This is a genomic window from Mucilaginibacter sp. (genome assembly GCF_965277465.1).
GTDB lineage: Bacteria > Bacteroidota > Bacteroidia > Sphingobacteriales > Sphingobacteriaceae > Mucilaginibacter.
Window position 1 is genome coordinate 1,499,265 of record NZ_CBDICW010000001.1, and the last position, 22,129, is coordinate 1,521,393.

A 22,129-nucleotide genomic window follows, 5' to 3' on the forward strand; every position below is an offset into this window, starting at 1 on the left:
CATTAGATTTAGGTATTTATATTGCCATAATACATAACTAACATATTTTTGTGTACGTTCAGTTTAGCGACTGACAACTAAAGCAGGTTAATGAAATTTTTTAAAGCGGCACTATTTGCACTTTTTGTTTTTATAGCAGTAAGTGCACACGCACAAAGCAGCGCTGAATTAAAACATCAGCGCGAAGTATTGACGCAGCAGTTAGATCAGCTAAACCATGAGTATCAGGAAACATCAAATAATAAAAAGACTACTTTAAAACAGTTAAACTTATTAAAGCAGCAAATAGGTATTCGCGAAGAAAAGATCAATAATATAAATTCGGAGGTAAGAAACTTAGATAATCAAATCTCTGAGAGCAATAATTCCGTACGTAGTTTACAATCGCAGTTAGATCAGTTAAAAAAGGAGTATGCGGCAATGGTATTATTTACCTACCGTAACCAAAGCGCCTATAATAAACTGATGTTTATTTTTGCCGCAAAAGATTTTAACCAGGCTTACAGGCGTTTAAAGTACTTACAACAAATAGGAACCTATCGCGAACGACAGGCTAAATACATACAGGAAACGCAAGGTGAGCTGCATGTTAAAATTGGCGAACTGGATAAAAACAAAAAGGAAAAAAGTAACCTGTTAGTTGACCAGGAAAAAGAGAAAAAAACACTGGGCGAAGAAAAAAATGCCCAAGTACAGGTGGTAGCTGATCTTTCAAAGCACGAAGGCTTATTGAAACAGCAGCAGCAGGATGTACAAAAAAAGATAAGCAGAACCAATCGGGAGATTAGTAATGCCATCCGCAGGGAGATAGAAGAAGCAAGGCGCAAGGCCGAAGAACAAGCCAGGGCAGAGGCAAGGGCAGCCGCAGCAAGAAAAGCAGCAGAGGCCAAAGCAGAACGCGCTGAGAAAGCAGATACCAAGGAAGTATATATTCCTAAAATAAAAGCGATAACTAAAAACTCAAGCGATCGTGAAGTTTTGAATGCAACACCAGAGGCCGCCAAACTATCAAGCGACTTTTTGGGGAATAAGGGATCATTGCCTTGGCCGGTTGCAGCAGGCAGCATTAAGCAGGGTTTTGGTATTTATTATGATAATGTAGGCATCAAGAACGAAAGTGACGGATGGGGTATCAAAACAAATACGGGCGCTTCGGTAAGGGCAGTTTTCCAGGGCGAGGTATCCAGCATTATAAACGTATTGGGTACATGGCTGGTGGTTATAAAACATGGTGAGTATTTTACAGCATACTCTAACCTTAAATCCGTTAGCGTAAGCGATGGACAAAAGGTAAGTACCAAACAAGTTATTGGTACTGTGGCTACTGATTCATCAACTGGGGAAGCAATAGTTAATTTTGCACTGTATAAAGGTAAGGTGCCGGTTAACCCTAAAATTTGGCTGGTGTCAAATTAGATTAAACTTTATAAATTTTAAATTGTCTATATTTGTAGGCTTTAATTAATAAACCGTATGCATAGTTCAGTTTTGTTATTTTTGAACATAGGTTCATCGGAGATGGTGCTTATTGTATTTGTGGCGCTTTTGCTGTTTGGTGGCGAAAAACTGCCAGAAATTGCCAGGGGCTTAGGTAAGGGGATCCGTGATTTTAAGGATGCATCAGAAGGTGTAAAACGTGAGATCAATAACCAGATCAATAGTTACGAGGAAAAAAGAGAAGAAAAGAAAATGGACGAGATTGCAGCTGCCGCACAGCAAACTGCACTTAATCCTGCTCCTGAATCAAGCGAAGCCTTATTGGAGGCTCATCAGCCGGTTTCAGGTACCATGCAGTTTATTGAAAACCCTAACCCGGTAATTAATGAGCGTGCTGTTGAAACACATGCAGAAGAGGCCCCGGCAACAACGCATGATATTTCACATATTGATTTGACAAAAACTGAATCAACAAAAAATTCGTAATAAGAATATAAACATAACATAAAACTTAAAAAATCATGGGTGGATTAGGCGCACCAGAAATTATTCTGATCATCATTGCAATTTTAATACTGTTTGGCGGTAAAAAAATTCCTGAACTTATGAAAGGTTTAGGCAAAGGCATGAAAGAGTTTAAAGACGCTCAGAACGGCGAAAGCAATACTGGCTCTACAACTACAAGTACTGAAGAAAAACCTAAAGTTTAGGTTGTAAGCCGGGTTAATTTATTTAACCCTGCCCCTTTATTTATAATATTTCAAACTTATCTGTTGATAATTTCACATTCAACGGATAAGTTTTTTATTTTAGCCCCATGACTAAATCTTATGCCTCTTTACACGAGATAAAGAGTGAGATTGCAATTGGGAAGACTACAGTTGAGAAACTGGTAAAAGGCTATTTAGCTAAAATAGCTTCAAACACCCATCTTAATGCTTTTAACGAAGTATTTGGTGACGAAGCCCTGGCTAATGCCAAACAGGTGGATGCCCGCATTAAACAGGGTACCGCAGGCAGGCTTGCCGGGATGGTTATTGCAATTAAAGACAATATTTGCTACAAAGGGCATAAAGTTAATGCCTCATCAAAAATCTTAGAGGGTTTCACCTCTGTTTACTCCTCAACCGTAGTTGAACGTTTACTTGCCGAAGATGCAGTGATTATAGGTCGTTGTAACTGCGATGAGTTTGCAATGGGTGCATCTAACGAAAATTCTTATTTCGGCCCGGTAAAAAATCATGCCGATCAAACAAAGGTTGCGGGTGGTTCATCAGGTGGTTCAGCAGTTGCTGTACAAGCCGGTATGTGTCATGCGGCTTTAGGTACTGATACAGGTGGTTCGGTAAGGCAACCGGCATCGTTCTGTGGGTTGGTTGGTTTAAAGCCAACTTATGGCCGCATCTCAAGGCATGGTATTATTGCTTATGCCTCATCGTTTGACCAGGTTGGTCCTATAACAAGATCAGTAGAGGATGCTGCATTATTATTAGAGATAATGGCAGGTACTGATGCTTACGATAGCACATTAGCCAATGTGGAAGTACCCTCATTCAGCAATAATATTAAAAAACCGGGGCTTAAAAAAATAGCTTATTTGCAGGAAGCGTTGTCAAGCCCTGGTGTAAACGCCGAGGTTAAGGATACGCTGGTAAAATATATTGATAAACTAAGGGCCGAAGGGCATACCGTTAAACCTATTGCTTTTGAATTGTTAGAGTACCTGGTGCCTACCTATTATATTTTGGCCATGGCCGAGGCATCATCAAATCTTTCCAGGTATGATGGGGTGCATTATGGTTATCGCAGTCCTAATGCTGTCGATCTATTGTCTACTTATAAAAAATCACGTTCCGAAGGTTTTGGTAAAGAGGTAAAACGACGTATAATGCTGGGTACATTTGTGCTTAGCGCAGGTTATTACGATGCTTATTTTGCCAAAGCACAAAAAGTACGCAGGCTGATCAGGGAAAAAACAGAGGAGATTTTAAAAGAGTACGATTTTATACTGATCCCTACCGCTCCCGAGCCTGCATTTAATTTGGGCAAAAAAGAGAAGGATCCGGTTGTAACGTATCTTTCTGACATATTTACCGTACAAGCTTCATTAACCGGCGCACCCGCCATATCGTTGCCTACAGGCAATAATAGTAAGGGATTACCGTTAGGTTTACAATTGTTAACCAAGCATTTTGGGGAGCAGGAGCTGTTAAATTTTGCTAAATATTTCCTTGAACTATAAAAAATTTAATATTTTAGTAAAATATCCTGCTAAACAGCATTCGCTTAGTTAAATAAAATCTAAAGAATGAAGAGAATATTTACGCTTTCGCTCTGTTTATTTTCACTCCAGATAATTACTGCCGCCTTTTGCCCGGCTGATGTTAAAGCATCGGCAATGCTGCAAAGTGGTCAGTTAATGGGGCAAAACTATGCCGATACGGTAATAGTACCGGTAATTAATACTCCAGCTCCGCTTACCAGCCAGAGCGGCATGTTCAAGCGACGTCTTGACTCTATAAAAAAAGATATTCCGCTTGATTATAACGAATACGTACAAAGCTACATTGACATTTATGCCCGCAACCGCGAGGAAATGGGCCATGTTTTGGGCTTATCAAAATATTATTTCCCTATTTACGAAAAGGCGTTTCATGATGCGGGGATCCCCGATGAAATAAAATACCTGTCAATAGTAGAGTCAAAACTTGATCCTTATGCCGTATCAAGAGTGGGTGCAACAGGCCCTTGGCAGTTTATGTTTACCACGGCAAAGCTGTATGGTTTAAACATGGACGATTATGTTGATGAGCGCCGCGACCCTATCCAGGCCAGCTATGCTGCTGCTGCTTACCTTAAAGATGCTTACCAGGAGTTTGGTGATTGGCTGCTTGCCATAGCCTCATACAATTGTGGTAAAAGCAACGTGGAGCGTGCTATGGAAAAAGCTGGTGGAGCAAACGATTTTTGGTCTATCCGCCAGTATCTGCCTGCCGAAACACGCGGATATGTGCCTGCATTTATTGCGGTGGCTTACGTAATGAATTATTACGGCAAGCATAACATTATCCCGCAGGCCTGTACGTTCTCGATGAAAACAGATACGGTTTTGGTAAATAAATATGTGCCTTTAAGCACAGTATCTTCGGCATTAAGTATTGATCTGAGGGAACTGACCATCCTTAATCCATCCTACAAAAGACAGATCGTTAACGGGACAGTAAAGGCACCACGTCGCCTGGTTATTCCGCAGATTGATAAAAACAGGTATGCTGCTCTGTACGAAGCACTAAATAACTCCAATATGCCGGCAGTGGCACCGCAACCGGTTTATGCAGCTTATCACGAAAGTAAGGCTGAAAAAACACCAGCCTATCATAAAGTAAGGCGTGGCGAAACCCTAAGCGATGTTGCTGATACCTATGGTATTGAGGTGCAGGACCTGAAGGTTTGGAACCACCTGCACAGTAACAAAGCGGTAGTAGGGCAAAGGCTTAAGTTAAGCAGCGCAGGCGATGAGCCTGAGGAAAAACCAGCTGCAAGCCATCATACCAATTACATTACCTATAAAGTAAAAAGAGGCGATACCATTAGCGGGATAGCTGAGAAATTTGATGGGGCATCGGTTGAAAAGATCAAGTCGTTAAACGGCTTAAAAAAAGATCGTTTACAACCCGGGATGACTATCAAAATTAATCGCGGATAGTTGATTCCTGATCCGGAAAGTTTGATTCCGGATTTACATTCGTTTAATCTTTTTGCCTGAATGTTGATGCTTTCCAACTATATCATTCTCCTTTCCGCTAAAAAGAATTGTAATTTTGCGCACTTGAAACTGAGATGATGAATAAACCAACCCGTAACCAGGACGCATTAAATTACCACTCAAAAGGCCGTCCCGGCAAAATACAGGTAGTTCCTACCAAGCCCACCAATTCGCAAAGAGATTTAAGTATGGCTTATTCGCCCGGCGTTGCCGAGCCCTGCCTGCAAATTGCAAACAACATTGAAGATGTTTATAAATATACCGCCAAAGGTAACCTTGTAGGGGTTATCAGTAACGGAACCGCTGTTTTGGGCTTGGGTAATATTGGCCCTGAGGCCAGCAAGCCGGTAATGGAAGGCAAGGGACTGCTGTTTAAAATTTATGCCGATATTGATGTATTTGACCTGGAGGTTAATGCTAAAACTGTTGATGAGTTTGTAAATATTGTTAAAGCGCTTGAACCTACGTTTGGCGGTATTAACTTGGAAGATATATCGGCGCCAACCTGTTTTGAGATAGAGCGCAGGCTAAAGGCCGAAATGAAGATCCCCGTAATGCACGATGACCAGCACGGTACGGCAATTATATCGGGCGCAGCATTATTAAATGCCTGCGAGATACAAGGAAAAAAGCTTGATAAAATAAAAATGGTGGTTAATGGTGCAGGGGCGGCAGCGGTATCATGCTCCAAAATGTACCTGGCACTGGGCGTTAAAAGAGAAAATTTGGTAATGTTTGATATTAATGGATTGATAACGCCTGAGCGTACCGATCTGGACGATATTCGTATGGAGTTTGCCACCACCCGCAAGGATGCCAAAACACTTGCAGAGGCTATGAAAAATGCCGATGTTTTTGTTGGGCTATCAGCCGGGAACATAGTTACGCCCGAAATGCTGAAAGTTATGGCAAAAAATCCCATAGTTTTTGCAATGGCTAACCCCGATCCTGAAATTTCATATACTCTGGCTATAAACGCCCGTAAGGATATTATAATGGCAACCGGGCGTTCTGATTTTCCTAACCAGGTAAATAACGTATTAGGTTTCCCTTATATTTTCAGGGGTGCACTTGATGTAAGGGCTACCGCTATTAATGAGGAAATGAAAATTGCCGCGGTTAAAGCTATTGCCGAAATGGCTAAAAAGCCTATTCCGGAGGCTGTTAATTTGGCTTATAATACAACCAGCCTAAAATTCGGGCGCGATTATATCATTCCAAAACCGATGGACCCGCGTTTAATAACCGAGGTATCATCAGCAGTAGCCAAAGCAGCAGTTGATTCGGGTGTGGCACGTAAGGCTATAACCGATTGGGATGCCTACACGGAGGAGCTTAGATTGCGCATCGGAATTAATGATAAATTACTGAGGAGCCTTACCAACAAGGCCAAGCAAAACCCTAAAAAGATAGTTTTTGCCGAAGCTGATACGTATAAAATTTTAAGAGCCGCCCAAATTGTAAAAGAAGAAGGCATTGCCACACCAATATTGCTGGGCAATGTGAGCAAGATTAAGCAGATAATGAAAGAGTATGACATTGAATTAGGCGATGTACATATTATTGACCCACGTGATAATTGCGAGCGGATAGACGATTACTCAGAATACTTATATAACAAACGCCAGCGCCGAGGGGTTACCAAAGCCGAATCAAGGAAACTATTAACCGACCGTAACTATTATGGTGCCTGTATGGTGCAGTTTGGCGAAGCCGACGCATTGATTTCAGGCCTTACTAAAGATTATGTTACTACCATTAAACCTGCCTTACAAATCATCGGTACCGATGATGGGGTGAGCCGTGTAGCTGGTATGTACATGATGATCACTAAAAAAGGACCTGTGTTTTTTGGGGATACTACGGTTAACGTAAATCCTTCTGTGCAGGAATTGGTTGATATTACTGTTTTGATTGAAGACTCGGTACGTAAGTTTAATATTAACCCAAGGGTTGCGGTATTATCTTATTCCAACTTCGGATCTAACGAAGGTATGATCCCTGAAAAAACAAGAGAAGCCGTAAAAATTCTTCATCAAAAATATCCCGACATGGTGGTTGATGGTGATATGCAGGCAAACTTTGCCTTAAATGCCGATCTGTTGGCAGAGAACTTTCCGTTTTCGACATTAAAAGGTAAACCAGCCAATACACTGATATTCCCTAACCTTGAATCGGGCAATATTGCCTATAAACTATTACAGGAAGTAGGCGGTGCCGAAGCTGTTGGCCCAATACTTTTAGGGCTTAAAAAACCGGTGCATGTATTGCAGCTTGGCAGCTCGGTACGGGAGATAGTTAACATGATAACCATTGCAGTAGTTGATGCGCAGGCTAAAGCACTAAAAGCTTAACCAGGCGATCAGTTAAATAGTATTTACCATGCCGGCAGCTTGATCCCTTAAGCTACCGGCATTTAAAAAGATAAATTATAGTAAAACATGTACGCATATATTGATGGTAAATTAGTTTTTAAAAGCGCCGCTTTTGTGGTGATTGATGCCGGAGGAGTGGGCTATCACATCAATATATCTGTAAATACCTATTCAAAGATCGGTACCGGCGAACGCTGTAAACTTTTTACGTGGCTGCACGTAAAAGAGGATGCCCATACACTATACGGTTTTTTTGATGAGGGAGAGCGGCGTTTGTTTCTACATTTAATATCTATATCAGGCATAGGCCCAAATACTGGCCGTATGATGCTTTCGTCCATCACCCCGGAGGAAATACAGAATGCAATAATTTCCGGTAATGTTTCCTTAATTCAGCGTATAAAGGGTATAGGCCCAAAATCTGCACAGCGCGTTATACTGGAGCTTCAGGACAAGTTACGTAAAGAAGGTTCAGATACATTGAGCACTATTCCTTTAAATAAAACAGCAAGGGAAGAAGCGTTATCGGCATTGGTTATGTTAGGTTTTGTAAAAAATGCAGCTGAAAAAGTACTGGATCAGGAAATAAGCAAAAACGGTACTGATTTAACGGTTGAACAGCTGATTAAAGCTGCCTTAAAAAGTTTATAATTACGTATATTTTTAACTTGAATCTTGATTAGAATTTTTACCTGGAAGGTTAATGTACTGGTTCTGCTTATTTCTGCATTTTGCGGGATAGTACCTGCTTTAGCCCAACAACAAGCTCCGGGTACAAAAAAAGATTCGCTCACCGTTAAAATTCCTGTTAAAAACCCCGACTCCAGGAACTACCGTTTACGTGCCGGCATATTTGATGCCGACCCGCCAAACATGGTGCGTACCATTGAGTATGATGCCATTACCAACAGGTATATATTGTATGAGCGCGTAGGTAACTTATTGTACCGCCCGCCACAGTACCTCACCTTTGACGAGTATTTACGTTTTATGGAACGGGCCAATCAGCGCAGTTATTTTCAGCAGCTTTCTGATACGTATGCCTATCAATCGCAGCAGCCTGGTTTTATCCCGGTGTTTAAAGTGCGCAGTCAAACTTTTGATCAGATCTTTGGCGGCTCAACCATTGACATAAAGCCACAGGGATCGGTTGAGGCTATATTGCAGGGGCAGGTTAATAAGAACGAAAACCCGCTATTTAATACCAAGCAGCGTACACAGTTTAACTTTAATTTTGATCAAAAGATACAGCTAAACGTAACCGGTAGCATTGGCGATAAATTAAAAATAACTACCAATTACAATACCGATGCTCAGTTTCAGTTTGAAAACCAGATAAAGCTTGATTATACCGGCAAGCCCGATGAGATCATCCAGGAAATTGAAGCCGGTACGGTAAGTATGCCGCTTAATACAACACTGATAACAGGCAGCCAGGCCTTGTTCGGTATTAAAACAAAAATGAAGTTTGGCAAGCTGGATGTAACTACCATATTATCACAGCAGCGGTCGCAATCCAAAACTATTACCATAAATAATAAAGGGCAGCAGGGCGCATTTAAACTTACCCCGGCAGATTACGAGGCCAACAAGCACTACTTTTTGTCGCAGTTTTTCCGCAATAATTATAATAAGGCGCTTTCCAATATTCCCATTATCAGTTCAAACGTAAACATCACTAAAATTGAGGTTTGGACAACTAACCGTACCAATATCACCACCGACTCAAGGGATATATTGGGATTAATGGATTTGGGAGAAAACGTACCTTATAACAAAACATTGGTGCAGGGCGGTGCCGGTTATTCGGGCTTACCTGCGGGCTTCCAGGGGCCAGGGTTTACACAGCAATCAAACTCATTGTTACGTAATTTGCCGGCAAGTACCCGCTTAACAAACGATCCCCAGAATACCATAGGTACTTATTTCAGGAGTACTGGCGGGGCAGATAACTATGCCAAGCTTACCTACGCACGTAAACTAACCTCAAAAGAATATACGCTGCAGCCGCAGTTAGGTTATATCTCGTTAAATACCTCTTTAAATAATGATGAGGTGCTGGCCGTTGCCTATCAATACACCTACAACGGTGTGCAGTACCAGGTGGGTGAGTTTTCGAGCGATGTGCCTGTGAGCCCAACTACCCCGAAGGTATTGTATGTTAAATTGCTTAAGAACGAATTGCTTAAAACCAGCCTGCCTACCTGGAAGCTGATGATGAAAAACATTTACTCGCTAAATGCTTTTCAGATCAGTCCGACAGATTTTAAGCTGACCATTACGCGGCTTGATGATAAATCGGGCATTGAAAAAACCATAATGGAGGAGGGCCAGAATACAAAAAGTAAACTTTGGATTCAGCTTACCGGCCTTGACAACCTCGATCAGCAGCAAAACAAACAACCCGACGGTTATTTTGACTTTTTAGAGCACATCACCATCGATTCACAAAACGGGCGCATCATATTCCCGGAGTTAGAGCCTTTCGGATCAGACTTAGCTAAACAATTTACGGCAAGTGAGGGGGCATTGGCAAAACGCTATGTTTACCAACCGCTTTATGATTCAACCAAAACCATAGCGCAGCAGTTTTTTCCGCAGCTTAACAGGTATTTAATAAAGGGGACTTATTCGGCAACCGGGGGTTCAGAGTATCAGTTAAACGCGGTAAATATTCCGCAGGGATCGGTAGTGGTAAATTCAGGTACCTTAAAACTTACCGAAGGCACGGATTACACGGTAGATTATGGCGCAGGCCGTATCCGTATATTAAATACAGCCTTGCTTTCATCGGGCCAGCCCATAACGGTTAAGGTAGAAAACAACGAACTGTTTGGGGTGCAGCAAAAATCATTGTTTGGCTCCCGGTTTGATTATCATGTTAATGATAAATTATTATTAGGTGCCACCATAATGCACTTAACGGAACAACCCATCACCCAAAATGAAATTGTTGGCGAGGAGTCGATCTCCAATACCATTTATGGGTTTGATGCCAATTATAATTCCAACTCGCGCTTGCTTACCCGTTTGGTTGATAAGATCCCCTTCATCCATACTAAAGTACCATCGTCCATCAGTTTCAGCGGGGAGTTTGCCCAACTGTTGCCTGGCAGCCCTTCGGTACTAAATTTCGCGGGCTCAAAAAACGGAACATCTTACCTGGATGATTTTGAAAACAGCCAGTCGGTAATTGATGTAAAGAGTGCCAGCAGCTGGCAGATTTCGGGCACACCACAAATGTTCCCTGAGTCGGCTGCTTTTAATGATCTGAGTTATGGCTTTAACCGCGCCCGCCTGGCATTTTATAATATCGATCCTATATTTTATACCAACTCCGGCTCCATACCCGTCAGCAAAAATGAGCTGTCAAATAACTATGTAAGGCAGATATTGGAAACAGAAGTATTTCCTTTTAAACAATCGCCAACCGGGCAGCCTATCAATATCTCAACGCTCGACCTGGCTTTTTATCCAAACACACGTGGGCAGTACAATTACAGAACTACCGATTTAAAAAGCGACGGAACTTTTAATACGCCGCAAACAAAATGGGGTGGGATCTTCCGCGGTATCAACGCCAATGATTTTGAAGCTTTAAACGTACAGTATATTGAGTTTTGGGTGATGGATCCCTTCACCTATAAAAAAAATTCAGCAGGTGGCGATCTGTATTTTAACTTGGGTAATGTATCAGAAGATATATTGAAAGATGGACGCAAGAGTTTAGAAAATGGACTGCCGGTTGATGGCACTTTAACCAACGTTGATGAAACAAACTGGGGCCGTGTAGCCAAACTGCAGCCCGTAGTTAATGCATTTGATAATAACCCGGCATCGCGCAAGCTACAGGACGTTGGTTTGGATGGTTTGGCCGACGCTGATGAGCAAAAAAAATTCAGTACGGTTGTTCAGCAGGTAAAGGGACAATTAACCGGAGCAGCGGCAACCAATTTTGCGGCGGATCCATCATCTGATGATTACCAGTACTACCAGGGCCCTGAGCTGGATAAAACTGGTGCGGGCATATTAAGCCGCTATAGCAAGTATAACGGCACCGATGGTAACTCACCAACTGCCGAGCAATCGCAGGCCATATTGGGGCTGCAAACATCGGCATCAACCTCATTGCCCGATGGTGAGGATGTAAACCATGATAACACGATGGATCAGGATGATGAATACTTTCAGTACAAAGTATCCATGCGCCCGCAGGATCTGGTTATCGGTAAAAACTTTGTTACCGATAAGGTAACCTCATTGGTTAAACTGGCCAATGGCAGCCAGGAAAATATTACCTGGTACCAGTTCAGGGTGCCTATTAATGCTTACCAGTCAACCGTTGGCGGTATCCAGGATTTTAAGTCTATCCGCTATATGCGTATGTTCATGACCAACTTTGCCGATACCGCTGTACTGCGTTTTGCTACCATGCAGTTAGTTAGAGGCGAGTGGCGCGCATTCAACACAGAAAATAACCCGGTAAATGTAATTGCCGATCCATCAATAGTTAACCCGCCGCTTGATAACTCAACCATAGATGTGGGTACGGTAAATATTGAAGAGAACGGCAGCCGCCCGTCTATCCCTTATGTAGTACCACCTGGCATACAGCGCCAGCGCGATTATAACAACATACAAAGTAATACCAAGCTTAATGAGCAATCGCTATCCGAAGTGGTAACAACCCTGCGCGATGGTTACTCGCGTGCGGCTTTCAGGTTGTTTAATAACGATCTGCGTAAGTATAAAACCATGCAGATGTTTATCCATGCCGAAGGTGCTCAGCTAAAGGATAATGATGTAAGCGCGTTTGTACGTTTAGGGGTTGATTATGTAGATAATTACTACGAGTACGAGATTCCGCTTAAAGTTACGCAGCCCAATACTTCCGATCCATCGTCTATCTGGCCGGATGCCAATGAGCTCGATCTGCAGCTATCCTTGTTAACAACAGCTAAGCTTGCCCGTAACAATGCCAAATATAATGGTAAGCCATGGCCGTTTACCATGCCTTTTACGGTGACTGACGGGCATAACCGGATCACTATTGTTGGTCAGCCTGATTTGAGCAGGCTCACAACGGTAATGTTAGGGGTACGTAATCCGCTAAAAACATCAAGCAGCAGCGGAGACGACGGCCTTGATAAAGCAGCCACTGTTTGGTTTGATGAATTACGGCTTAGTGATTTTGACCAAAAAGGCGGTTGGGCCGCCATTGGCCGATTAGATACCAAACTTGCTGATTTTGCCGATATAACCGTATCCGGCAGTAAAACAACGGTGGGCTTTGGCTCGCTGGATTCAAGGCTGGCTGACCGGAGCCTTAATGATACCCGCACCTATGATGTAGCGGCGAGTGTTGAACTCGGAAAATTCTTTCCGGATAAAAGCGGTGTGCATATCCCTGCTTATGTAAATGTATCATCGCAGGTTAGCATGCCGGAGTATGACCCGGCCTCGCCCGATGTTACTTTAAAGCAAACGCTCAACGCCACCAGCAGTGCGCAAAAACGCGATTCAATTAAAAATGCAGCGGAGGATTATACCATGCGCCGGAGTATCAGCTTTACCAATGTGCATATTTCTAAAACAGATTCAAAGGCACAAAACCATGCATGGGATATTTCAAACTGGAACGCTACCTATGCCTACAGCCAATATGTGCACCATGATTTTACGACAGAAAACGACCTGGAGAAAACTTATAAGGCGCAATTAGCCTATAATTATACCAACCAGCCAAAATATTACAGCCCTTTAAGTAAGGTGATAAAAAACAATATGCTGGCCCTGTTTCGTGATATTAATTATAGCCTGCTGCCATCAAGGTTAAACTTCAGTATCAGTTTTGACCGTTTTTATTCGGAAAATACCTTGCGGAATAACGATCCGAACAATTACATCTCTATCCCAACCACGTTTAACAAAACCTTTAATATTACCCGCGTTTACGGCATCGGCTGGAATTTATCAAAATCATTAACTATGGATATTGATGCCACCAACCTATCAACCGTTGATGAACCCGCCGGAAGATTAAATGGTTTAAAAATTGATACTCTTTGGCAAAACCTGAAAAAATTGGGCCGTACCACCAATTATAACCACAACATCAACTTTAATTATACCGCACCATTAAGCAAAATACCGGGTATGGACTGGACAAGCTTAATTGCCCATTACAGCACCAGCTTTAACTGGCAGGCCCAGCCGCTTTTTGCACTCAATGATCCGCAGTTAGATGTGGGTAACAGCATCCAGAACTCGCGTAAAGTACAGCTTAACCCTATACTGAACTTTGATATGCTGTACAACAAATTCAAATTCATTAAAAGGGAAATGAACTCGGAGAGTACAAGCCCGTTCAACCGGTTTTTATTAGGCCTTTTAACAGGAATTAAAAACATAAGCGGAACGTACACCCGTACCGATGGTACTTTTTTACCGGGCTACCTGCCGCAATCTAATTTATTAGGAGAGGATTTGAGCTATAATGCACCGGGTGTAGGGTTCCTGTTAGGCAGCCAGGCCGACATCAGGGCTAAAGCCATTAATAACGGCTGGATAAGTACGGATACGCTGCAAAACAGTTTATATGTAACCACACTGAATACCGACCTGGAATTAAAATCAACCCTTGAACCTATAAAAGGATTGCGGATTGATTTGATGGCCTTTAAAAAGCAGGATCATACTTACCAAACAAGTTTTAAATCTATTGATGGCTCCAGCAATATACAGGACCTTAACCCGGTAACTACAGGTGATTATAGTGTATCCTATTTAACTATTGCAACCGCGTTCTCAAAAATTAAGGGAGCCGATAATTCGTCGCCAACGTTCCAGAAGTTTTTGGATAACCGTACCATTATTTCGCAGCGGCTGGGTAAACTAAATCCAAATTCATCAGCCGCCACCACCGCCGGCTATGCTGACGGATATGGCCCTAACTCGCAAAACGTATTGGTGCCGGCTTTCCTGGATGCCTATGCCGGTAAAACTGCAGGTACATCAGGTTTAAGCCAGTTCCCTAATATCCCTATCCCTAACTGGCAGATAACCTATAACGGTTTAAGTAAAGTGCCTTTTTTAAGTGATATTTTTGAATCTGTTGATGTTAGCCATGGCTACCGTTCATCTTACAACGTAACCGGCTATACCACGCTGCTGCAATACCAGCAGGCAAACGGGGCCGTAAGTGCCAGGGATGCCAATAACGATTTTCTGCCTTTTTACCAGTTCTCGTCGGTTACTATTTTTGAGGAGTTTGTGCCTTTGATTGGGCTAAGCGGCCGGTTTAAAAACAACATGACGGCAAATTTTGAGTACCGGTCGAGCAGGTCGTTGAGTTTAAGTTTGCTTAACAGCCAGCTGGCGCAGCAAAATCAAAACATCCTTGTTTTTGGCTGGGGTTATCATACCAAAAATTTCAGGTTCCCGTTTGGCTGGTTTAGCGGCACCAAGCAAAATAACGATGTAACGTTTAAGTTCGATATGTCTTTACAGGATAATAAAACGCTAATTTACCGTGCCGATGTACAAGCTGCCGAGGTATCATCAGGCGCGCAGAATATTACCGTTCGCCCGTCAATTGATTATGTAATAAACCAGCGGTTTAACCTGAATGTATTTTACGATTCAAACCTTACGCGGCCATATACTTCACAAACCTTTAATACGGCATTCACCAATTTCGGTATCAACCTCAAATTGCTGCTGCAATAACCAGCTCTTAATAATGGAAGACATTAAAGTAACCAGCATAATTGACCTTAAAACTTATTTCAACATCAGTTTAATGATGTACCTGCGGTTTAGAACCATAGTGATTATTTTGATCACGTTTGGTCTTCTCTCCTATACCATCATGTCCGATCCTTCATGCCGGTGGTGGGAAGAAGCGGGGGTAGTTGCTGTATTGCTAATTATTTATGGTGGTTTAATTCCTTACCGGCTTTATCTCACTTGTAGCAAAAATATTAAAAAGATGCCTGCTTTATATGAGCCTTTATATTTCACAATTAATGAAGAAAAAATTGAATTTAAGGCAGAAAGTTTAAGCCTGATGACCAAATGGCCTCAAATTGAGAAGCTGGTGGAACGGGAAAAGTATTTTTTATTAATGAATGGCCGCACCTTTAATTTTTTACCCAAAGCAGGTTTTGCAGATAACGATGATATAATCCGTTTTAAAAATATGGTAAAGCAAAAGGGAATAAAAATGGTGTTTAATTTATTTTATTAAGCAAAGCTTAAACAAAAAAGATCCTATAAAAACTGCAAAGTAGGCCATGCAGTTTTTATGGGATCTCTTATTTATGTTTGAAAGTGCGATAGTTTTTAAAACCTGATTAGTCTTCTTTACTCACCCTTCCTGAACCAAGGGTATGGCTATCAACAGTTGCACTGCCCGAGTAGATCACATTGCCTGATCCAACAATACGTGCCGAAATAGTTTTATCTGCATGGAAATAAGCACTGCCTGATCCGGTTATGGTTACAGATGCCGAGCCTGTTGTAAGTCCTTTACCCAATACCTCGCCCGATCCGCTGATCAATACTTTGGCATCATTGGCGCTACCTGTTAAATGAATAGAACCGGAACCGCTAAGGGTTGCATGTAACTGTCCTGATTTTACAGATGAGGAGATACTGCCTGATCCGCTTAGTATCACATTTACATCCTCACCGCTAACAGTACCGTCAACATCCATAGATCCAGAGCCTGAATTAGCAAGTGCCAAAAGTGATTTTGCGGTAATGTAAATATCTATTTTACCATAGCTTTCGTTACCCCAGTTATGGTGTTTAAATTTAATTTGAAGCTTACTGCCTTCAACAGTGGTTTCAATTTCTTTGGTTACATCGGCACTTGCTTCAATTTTTAAGCTTTCTGTACCATTAATTTTTATATGAACGTTGAACGGGCCGCTTGATGTAATGGTATTATAGCCTGATACGCTGCGTGTTTCATCGGCTTTTGCCGGGTTTATTGTTGCTGTAAGTACAAGTACTGCTGCAACAATGGAGTATGCTAATTTTTTCATAATGCTTAGTTTTAGTAATAAGATGCATGTTTAGGGATAAAGGTTGCACAAAGAATCACTTTTAAGCACATTAATTATCTGACCCTGTACAAATCAGTGTGCATTTTTCTTTTCCTGCCTTTTTCTTTTACGTTCGGCACGGCGTAGTTTTCTTTCCTCTTTCTTTATCTGGTGATTTTGCTTGTTCAGCTTATGCTCATTAAGCATAGCGGCGGTTGCATCAACCGTTTTTTTATCAAGCCCTACAGATGGTTTTAAACCGCTCAGCAAAGTTTGCCATACCATTTTAAAAAAAGGTGTTTCATCTGCGCGCTTGTAATCCATGTAAAAAGACCGGGGTACACCGCCCGCAACATCCGGGTTGTTATGTTTTAAAATAAACAGGTTGGCAAACATAGAGGCTATGGTTTGCCTTTTAAACTTGTTTAAATTGGTATCGGCTTTTAACAGGCTTACTTTAAGGTTATTATACAAAAAGGTCAATTTTCCCTTAGCACCTTTATTATCCGCCTGTACATCAAAATCAAGCTGTTTAAGTATACCCGAATTCACTTTAACCATAGCAAGCGACATGGTTGCCGGGTTTATATTTTGCAGATCCATTGGCCCAAGGCTGCCCTTATAATTAAAAGAGCTGTTTTTATCTGTCAGGTTAAAATTGAAAGTTAGGTTAAGCCTGCCGCGGTTCATAAAATAACTGGTAAGCTGTACGCTGCTGATATTGTTTTTTTGCATAGCGGCCTTATTGGTAGTTATATTTAAAATACGCCCGCTGGTGCTGTTAAAAGAAACCCGCCCTGTTTTTTTTGAATTGGTATTGTATTCGTTATAGGTTACATTAATGTGGCGCAGTATTGCCGTATCAATTTTTATATCGGCACTGATATTGTTAAGCGCAACGTTTGGGAAACTTTTGATCTTGTTTTCTTTTACGGGCGAAGAATTTGGATTACCAAAAACCTGGAGATCGCCGTTTTTTAAGGTGAGCCTTGATGCGTTGAGTATCCTGTATTTATGATAATTTAAAAAATCAAAATTGTTGAGCTGTAAGGAATCTAAGTGAATAGTATAACGGTCTTTATGAGTTTTCGCAAAAAACTCATCGGTGTTTACCGGCTTTAGGTTAAAGCCCTCAATATCCAGTTGCGATTTTTGAGTGGATAGCTTAAGCTGATCAATTTTATAAGTGTATAAGCCGTTCGGAGTTTTACCCCTGTAATTATTTAGTTGGGCAACAATATCCTTGCAATACAGCAACCTTGTTTTATCAGTTTGTGTGGCCGAATCAATGAGCAAGTCTGTTGCGCTCAGGTTCATTTCCTTTAATTCAGATATAGCTAATTTATTACCCGAATAGTCTTCATAGCGGAATTTTACATCGCCCATTAAAATACTGCCTATCCGTACCGAATTAAGGCTTTTAGATATTTTTTCCCAGGCCGTACGGTGGTCTTTTTCAACCGTATCCTTAGTATGATTACGCTGATAGCTAATGCTTACAACTGGCTCATACAGCATTACCTGGCTTATATAAAGCTTATGCTGAAAATATAATTTAAAAGGATGGATGTGCGAGAGTACAAGCTTTTTGATATGGATTTCAACCAGGTTGTTTGGGGCCAGGTGCTGTAACTTTTTACGGTTATAAACTGCCGTATCGGGTTTTAAGGTGATATTGAAAAAAACGATAGAGCCCCTGATTATATGCAGCTCGGCCGATGAGAAATCAGCTTTGTAAAGGCTGTCGCTGCTTTTTAAAACAACTTCTTTAACCCTGTCGGCCAATATGGGCGACCAATACATGTTAACTAAAAAAGCTAAAATGGAAATAACGACTGCAAAAGCCACCAAAGCAGCAGCACCTATTTTATGCCATTTGTGCTTCAGTAGGTTATAAGCCATTAATTGCCCTCATTTTTTTTCTTTAATTTTTTTAGTGAGTCCTTCACAGCTCTTACAGAATCGCGCTTAGCCCGTCGTGTTTCTCGTCTCTGCTTACGGTCTTCTTTAAACTTGTTAAACTTGTCAAGCAAATTACTAACTTTTACAATAGCAGTATTAACTTTGCTCTCAGTTTTTTTATCAAAACCAACACTTGGCTTTAAGCCATCAAGTAATCCCTTGTATAAAAAGCTAAAAAACGAAACAGTAGGGTCTCTTTGCAGGTCTATCGGGCCAGGTCTGAAAACTCCTTTTTTATCCGGATTATTATCTTCAATAATTAATTTATTGGCCAGCATGGAGATAAAGCCCTGTTTTTGAAGGCCTGGTTTACCCGCCACTTTTTTAAGCAGATCAACCTTCAGGTTTCTGTAATAAAATTCAAGATGGCCCTTGCCAGCATAGTTGCTGGCATCCACATTAAAGGTAAGCTTATCAATATCGGCAGATTCTACATGAACCAATGCCAACGGTTTTACTAACTTATCCAGCTTGCGGCCATCAAAGCTGCCCAATTCGCCCGAGTAATTGAAAGCACCATTTTTTGCTATCAGGTTAAATTTAAAATTAACCTGCAAATTGGCGGCATCCATAAAGCGGGTATTAATATAGGCTTGCATATAGGGGTTTATCTTTTTCTGGTCATCATCATTAGTTACATTTAAAATATAACCGTTGGTGTGCTTAAATATGATCTCGCCGGTAGCGCCAGATGTGGCATCAGTTTCTGAATAATTAATATTAGCGTTCTTAATGTTAAGGCGTTTAAGCTTCATATCAAGGGCTACATTTTGCAGCGCCTGGTGCGGGTCTTTACCAATTTTACTAGTCTTTTTTCCTTTGTAAGCATTGTTGGTATAGATCTGTACATCCGGATTGTTTATATCCATAACACCTGCGTACAATACCTGGTCGCGTAGAAAACTTTGCAGGTCAATATCATTAATATCAATCCGTTTAAATTTTAAGGTATAAATATCGCCGGCTGTGCCGCTTACCTTATAAAAATCGGTACGGTTGTACCTTGGTACAAATGATACCTTATCCAGCACAATCTTTCGTTGCGCGGTTGAAAAGAAGATCCTTTTTAAATCGGCTTTATATAAGCCATCGGGGGTTAAAATACTATAATCATGTACGGTAACGTCAACTCCTTTGGTATAATAAAAACGGGATGGATCTTTGTCAGAAAGTGAATCAATAACAATATCAGATATATTAATATCCAGGTGCTTTAAGGCTGTTTGCTTTACTACCGGGTGGCTTTTGTTTATATAATTCAGACTGATGTCCTTTAACGAAATAGAATCAATGTGTAACTGCTTAAAAGTTTTTTTAATAATCTCGTACGGGGTTTTAGGCTTACCTACCTTTACAGTATCGTTAAACTTATAACGCTTGTTTATAATGGTAAGGTCGGGTTTTTCTATATCTATATTATCAATATTCAATATTTTTTCCTTGTAGGCTTTACGTGCCCCCACATTTTTAATGGCTAATTTTTTTACACTCAGGATAAAAAGATTATCTGGTGCTTTATGGCTCGCTACCAACTTATTATAAACATTTGTATCGGGTATCAGCTTAAAATTATATACCGAAGCATCGCCCGATGTGATGTTAAGATCAAAATCAGAATATTCAATATGATACAGGCTATCAGTTGATCTGAGTACAAGATCCTTCAGTTCCTGCTGTAATATGGGTTTCCAACGGTTGGATGCAAGGAACTTTGAGTAATAATAATATCCTGCTGCCGAAAGGATCACTACTGTTGCTAATAAAACAAATGGCCACTTGCGCATCGGTTTTTTGTGGTGTATATCTGCCTGGTTCACTGAAATATAAATGGGTTTTGAATAATAACAATGAAAATACAAAAATGTTATTGCTGCCAATCTGTCACGCTGTAATTAAATTTATGTATTTTTGCAGACTAATTTTTATAATGATGATGGATTTGCTTGTTCCGGATAAGACACATGATGAAAGCAGACAAGGTGAGGCTTTAGTTTTAGATGCGGTTAACGAAAAAAATAATGGTCGTAAATTGTATATAGAAAGCTATGGCTGCGCTATGAATTTCTCTGATAGTGAGATAGTAGCATCCATATTATTAGAAAAAGGATTTGAAACCACTTCTGATTTTGCCACAGCCGACGTTATTTTTATCAATACCTGCTCCATTCGCGAAAACGCCGAACAGCGCGTTCGCAACCGCTTAAAAGAGTTTAAGGTAGCTAAGGTTAAAAATCCGGGTTTGGTAGTTGGCGTGCTTGGTTGCATGGCCGAACGTTTGAAATCGAAGTTCTTAGAAGAAGAAAAATTAGTAGACGTTGTTGTTGGCCCTGATGCCTACCGCGATTTACCTAACCTGATAGAGCAGGTTGATAGCGGCCAGAAAGCAGTAAACGTGCTTTTATCGCGAGAGGAAACTTATGCAGATATAAGCCCGGTTAGGTTAAACACCAATGGTATAAATGCATTTGTATCTATAATGCGCGGATGCGATAACATGTGCTCATTTTGCGTGGTACCATTTACCCGTGGCCGCGAACGCAGCCGCGATCCGCAATCGATAGTTAACGAATGTGTTGACCTGTTTAACAGGGGATACCGTGAGGTAACTTTGTTAGGGCAAAACGTAGATTCGTACAAATGGGATAGTGAAAGGCAAAAAGCAAAAGCCGACAAGCTTGATGCCGAGCTAAGTAATGAGGCACGCCAGGAAAAAGGACTTATTGAAAATGAGGAAGCTGCTGAAACCAACGGGGCAACAGTGAACTTTGCCAATCTTTTAGAAATGGTAGCACTGGTAAGCCCTGAATTGCGCGTACGCTTTTCAACATCGCACCCTAAGGATATTACCGACGAGGTTTTATATACCATTGCCAAACACGATAATATCTGCAACTATATTCACCTGCCGGTGCAATCAGGCAACAGCCGCATTTTGGAATTAATGAACCGTACCTACACCCGCGAGTGGTATATGAACCGGATTGATGCTATCCGCCGTATCATTCCGGGATGTGCTATATCAACAGATGTGATCACCGGTTTTTGTACCGAAACAGATGAAGAGCATAAAGATACAGTAAGCATGATGGACTATGTTCAGTATGACTTTGCCTACATGTTCATGTACTCTGAAAGGCCGGGAACATTAGCAGCCAAGCGCTATGCCGATGATATTCCGGAAGCTGTAAAACACAGCCGCTTAACAGAGATTGTGGCTAAGCAGCAGGAACATTCATTTATCAGGTTGCAGCAGTTGGTGGGCACCACGCAAAAAGTACTGATTGAAGGTTTCTCAAAAAAATCAAAGAATGATCATTGCGGCCGTAGCGACCAGAATGCGATGGTGGTTTTCCCGGTGCATGAAAATTACAAGCCGGGGCAGTACGTAAATGTGTATATTGAAAAAAGTACAACCGCTACCATGATAGGGCGCGTAGTTGTACCTGAAACTGTTTAATAGCGCATGCCCATTAGGGTATGTTTAAGATAAAGAGCTCATAAAAATATTTAACTAACTCTCCTTTACCGGAGAACGGGAG

13 protein-coding genes are annotated in these 22,129 nt (G+C 41.3%); 10 read left to right on the forward strand and 3 right to left on the reverse strand.

Annotated features, from left to right (window positions below):
- Positions 1-90 precede the first annotated feature (90 nt).
- The 9 genes from ACQY4U_RS06890 (at position 91) to ACQY4U_RS06930 (ending at position 15,826) form a co-directional block, all read left to right on the forward strand.
- A complete protein-coding gene (locus tag ACQY4U_RS06890) occupies positions 91-1,416 on the forward strand; it encodes a murein hydrolase activator EnvC family protein (RefSeq protein WP_428328658.1) in 1,326 nt (441 codons plus the stop codon).
- A 57-nt stretch (positions 1,417-1,473) separates the two neighbouring features.
- Entirely contained in the window at positions 1,474-1,923 is a 450-nt protein-coding gene (locus ACQY4U_RS06895) for a Sec-independent protein translocase subunit TatA/TatB (protein WP_428328659.1), read from the forward strand.
- A gap of 35 nt (positions 1,924-1,958) precedes the next feature.
- Positions 1,959-2,147 carry a twin-arginine translocase TatA/TatE family subunit gene (gene tatA / locus ACQY4U_RS06900; protein WP_428328660.1) on the forward strand — a complete coding sequence of 63 codons (189 nt, stop codon included), beginning with the start codon at positions 1,959-1,961 and terminating at the stop codon, positions 2,145-2,147.
- Between the two features lie 107 nt (positions 2,148-2,254).
- Positions 2,255-3,679: an Asp-tRNA(Asn)/Glu-tRNA(Gln) amidotransferase subunit GatA gene (gene gatA, locus ACQY4U_RS06905; RefSeq protein ID WP_428328661.1), complete on the forward strand. Its 1,425-nt coding sequence runs from the start codon at positions 2,255-2,257 to the stop codon at positions 3,677-3,679.
- 66 nt (positions 3,680-3,745) lie between these two features.
- A complete protein-coding gene (locus ACQY4U_RS06910; protein ID WP_428328662.1) occupies positions 3,746-5,143 on the forward strand; it encodes a LysM peptidoglycan-binding domain-containing protein in 1,398 nt (465 codons plus the stop codon).
- 137 nt (positions 5,144-5,280) lie between these two features.
- Positions 5,281-7,557, forward strand: a complete 2,277-nt coding sequence (locus tag ACQY4U_RS06915) for an NADP-dependent malic enzyme (protein ID WP_428329732.1) — start codon at positions 5,281-5,283, stop codon at positions 7,555-7,557.
- Positions 7,558-7,644: 87 nt separating this feature from the next.
- The gene (gene ruvA / locus ACQY4U_RS06920; RefSeq protein WP_428328663.1) at positions 7,645-8,229 is read left to right on the forward strand and encodes a Holliday junction branch migration protein RuvA; all 585 of its coding nucleotides are present in this window, start codon (positions 7,645-7,647) and stop codon (positions 8,227-8,229) included.
- 24 nt (positions 8,230-8,253) lie between these two features.
- Positions 8,254-15,306: a cell surface protein SprA gene (gene sprA / locus ACQY4U_RS06925; protein ID WP_428328664.1), complete on the forward strand. Its 7,053-nt coding sequence runs from the start codon at positions 8,254-8,256 to the stop codon at positions 15,304-15,306.
- A 13-nt stretch (positions 15,307-15,319) separates the two neighbouring features.
- A complete protein-coding gene (locus ACQY4U_RS06930) occupies positions 15,320-15,826 on the forward strand; it encodes a YcxB family protein (RefSeq protein WP_428328665.1) in 507 nt (168 codons plus the stop codon).
- Between the two features lie 106 nt (positions 15,827-15,932).
- Here the strand turns inward: ACQY4U_RS06930 and ACQY4U_RS06935 are convergent, their stop codons facing one another.
- The 3 genes from ACQY4U_RS06935 to ACQY4U_RS06945 form a co-directional block, all read right to left on the reverse strand.
- On the reverse strand, positions 15,933-16,628 hold the full coding sequence (locus tag ACQY4U_RS06935) for a head GIN domain-containing protein (RefSeq protein ID WP_428328666.1): 696 nt from the start codon (positions 16,626-16,628) through the stop codon (positions 15,933-15,935).
- Between the two features lie 93 nt (positions 16,629-16,721).
- Positions 16,722-18,530 carry a hypothetical protein gene (locus tag ACQY4U_RS06940; RefSeq protein WP_428328667.1) on the reverse strand — a complete coding sequence of 603 codons (1,809 nt, stop codon included), beginning with the start codon at positions 18,528-18,530 and terminating at the stop codon, positions 16,722-16,724.
- Entirely contained in the window at positions 18,530-20,374 is a 1,845-nt protein-coding gene (locus tag ACQY4U_RS06945; RefSeq protein ID WP_428328668.1) for a hypothetical protein, read from the reverse strand. Before ACQY4U_RS06945 ends, ACQY4U_RS06940 begins: the two co-directional genes overlap by 1 nt.
- Before the next feature lie 146 nt (positions 20,375-20,520).
- Here ACQY4U_RS06945 and ACQY4U_RS06950 point away from each other — a divergent pair, with 146 nt between their 5' ends.
- Entirely contained in the window at positions 20,521-22,047 is a 1,527-nt protein-coding gene (locus ACQY4U_RS06950) for a MiaB/RimO family radical SAM methylthiotransferase (RefSeq protein WP_428329733.1), read from the forward strand.
- Positions 22,048-22,129: the final 82 nt, after the last annotated feature.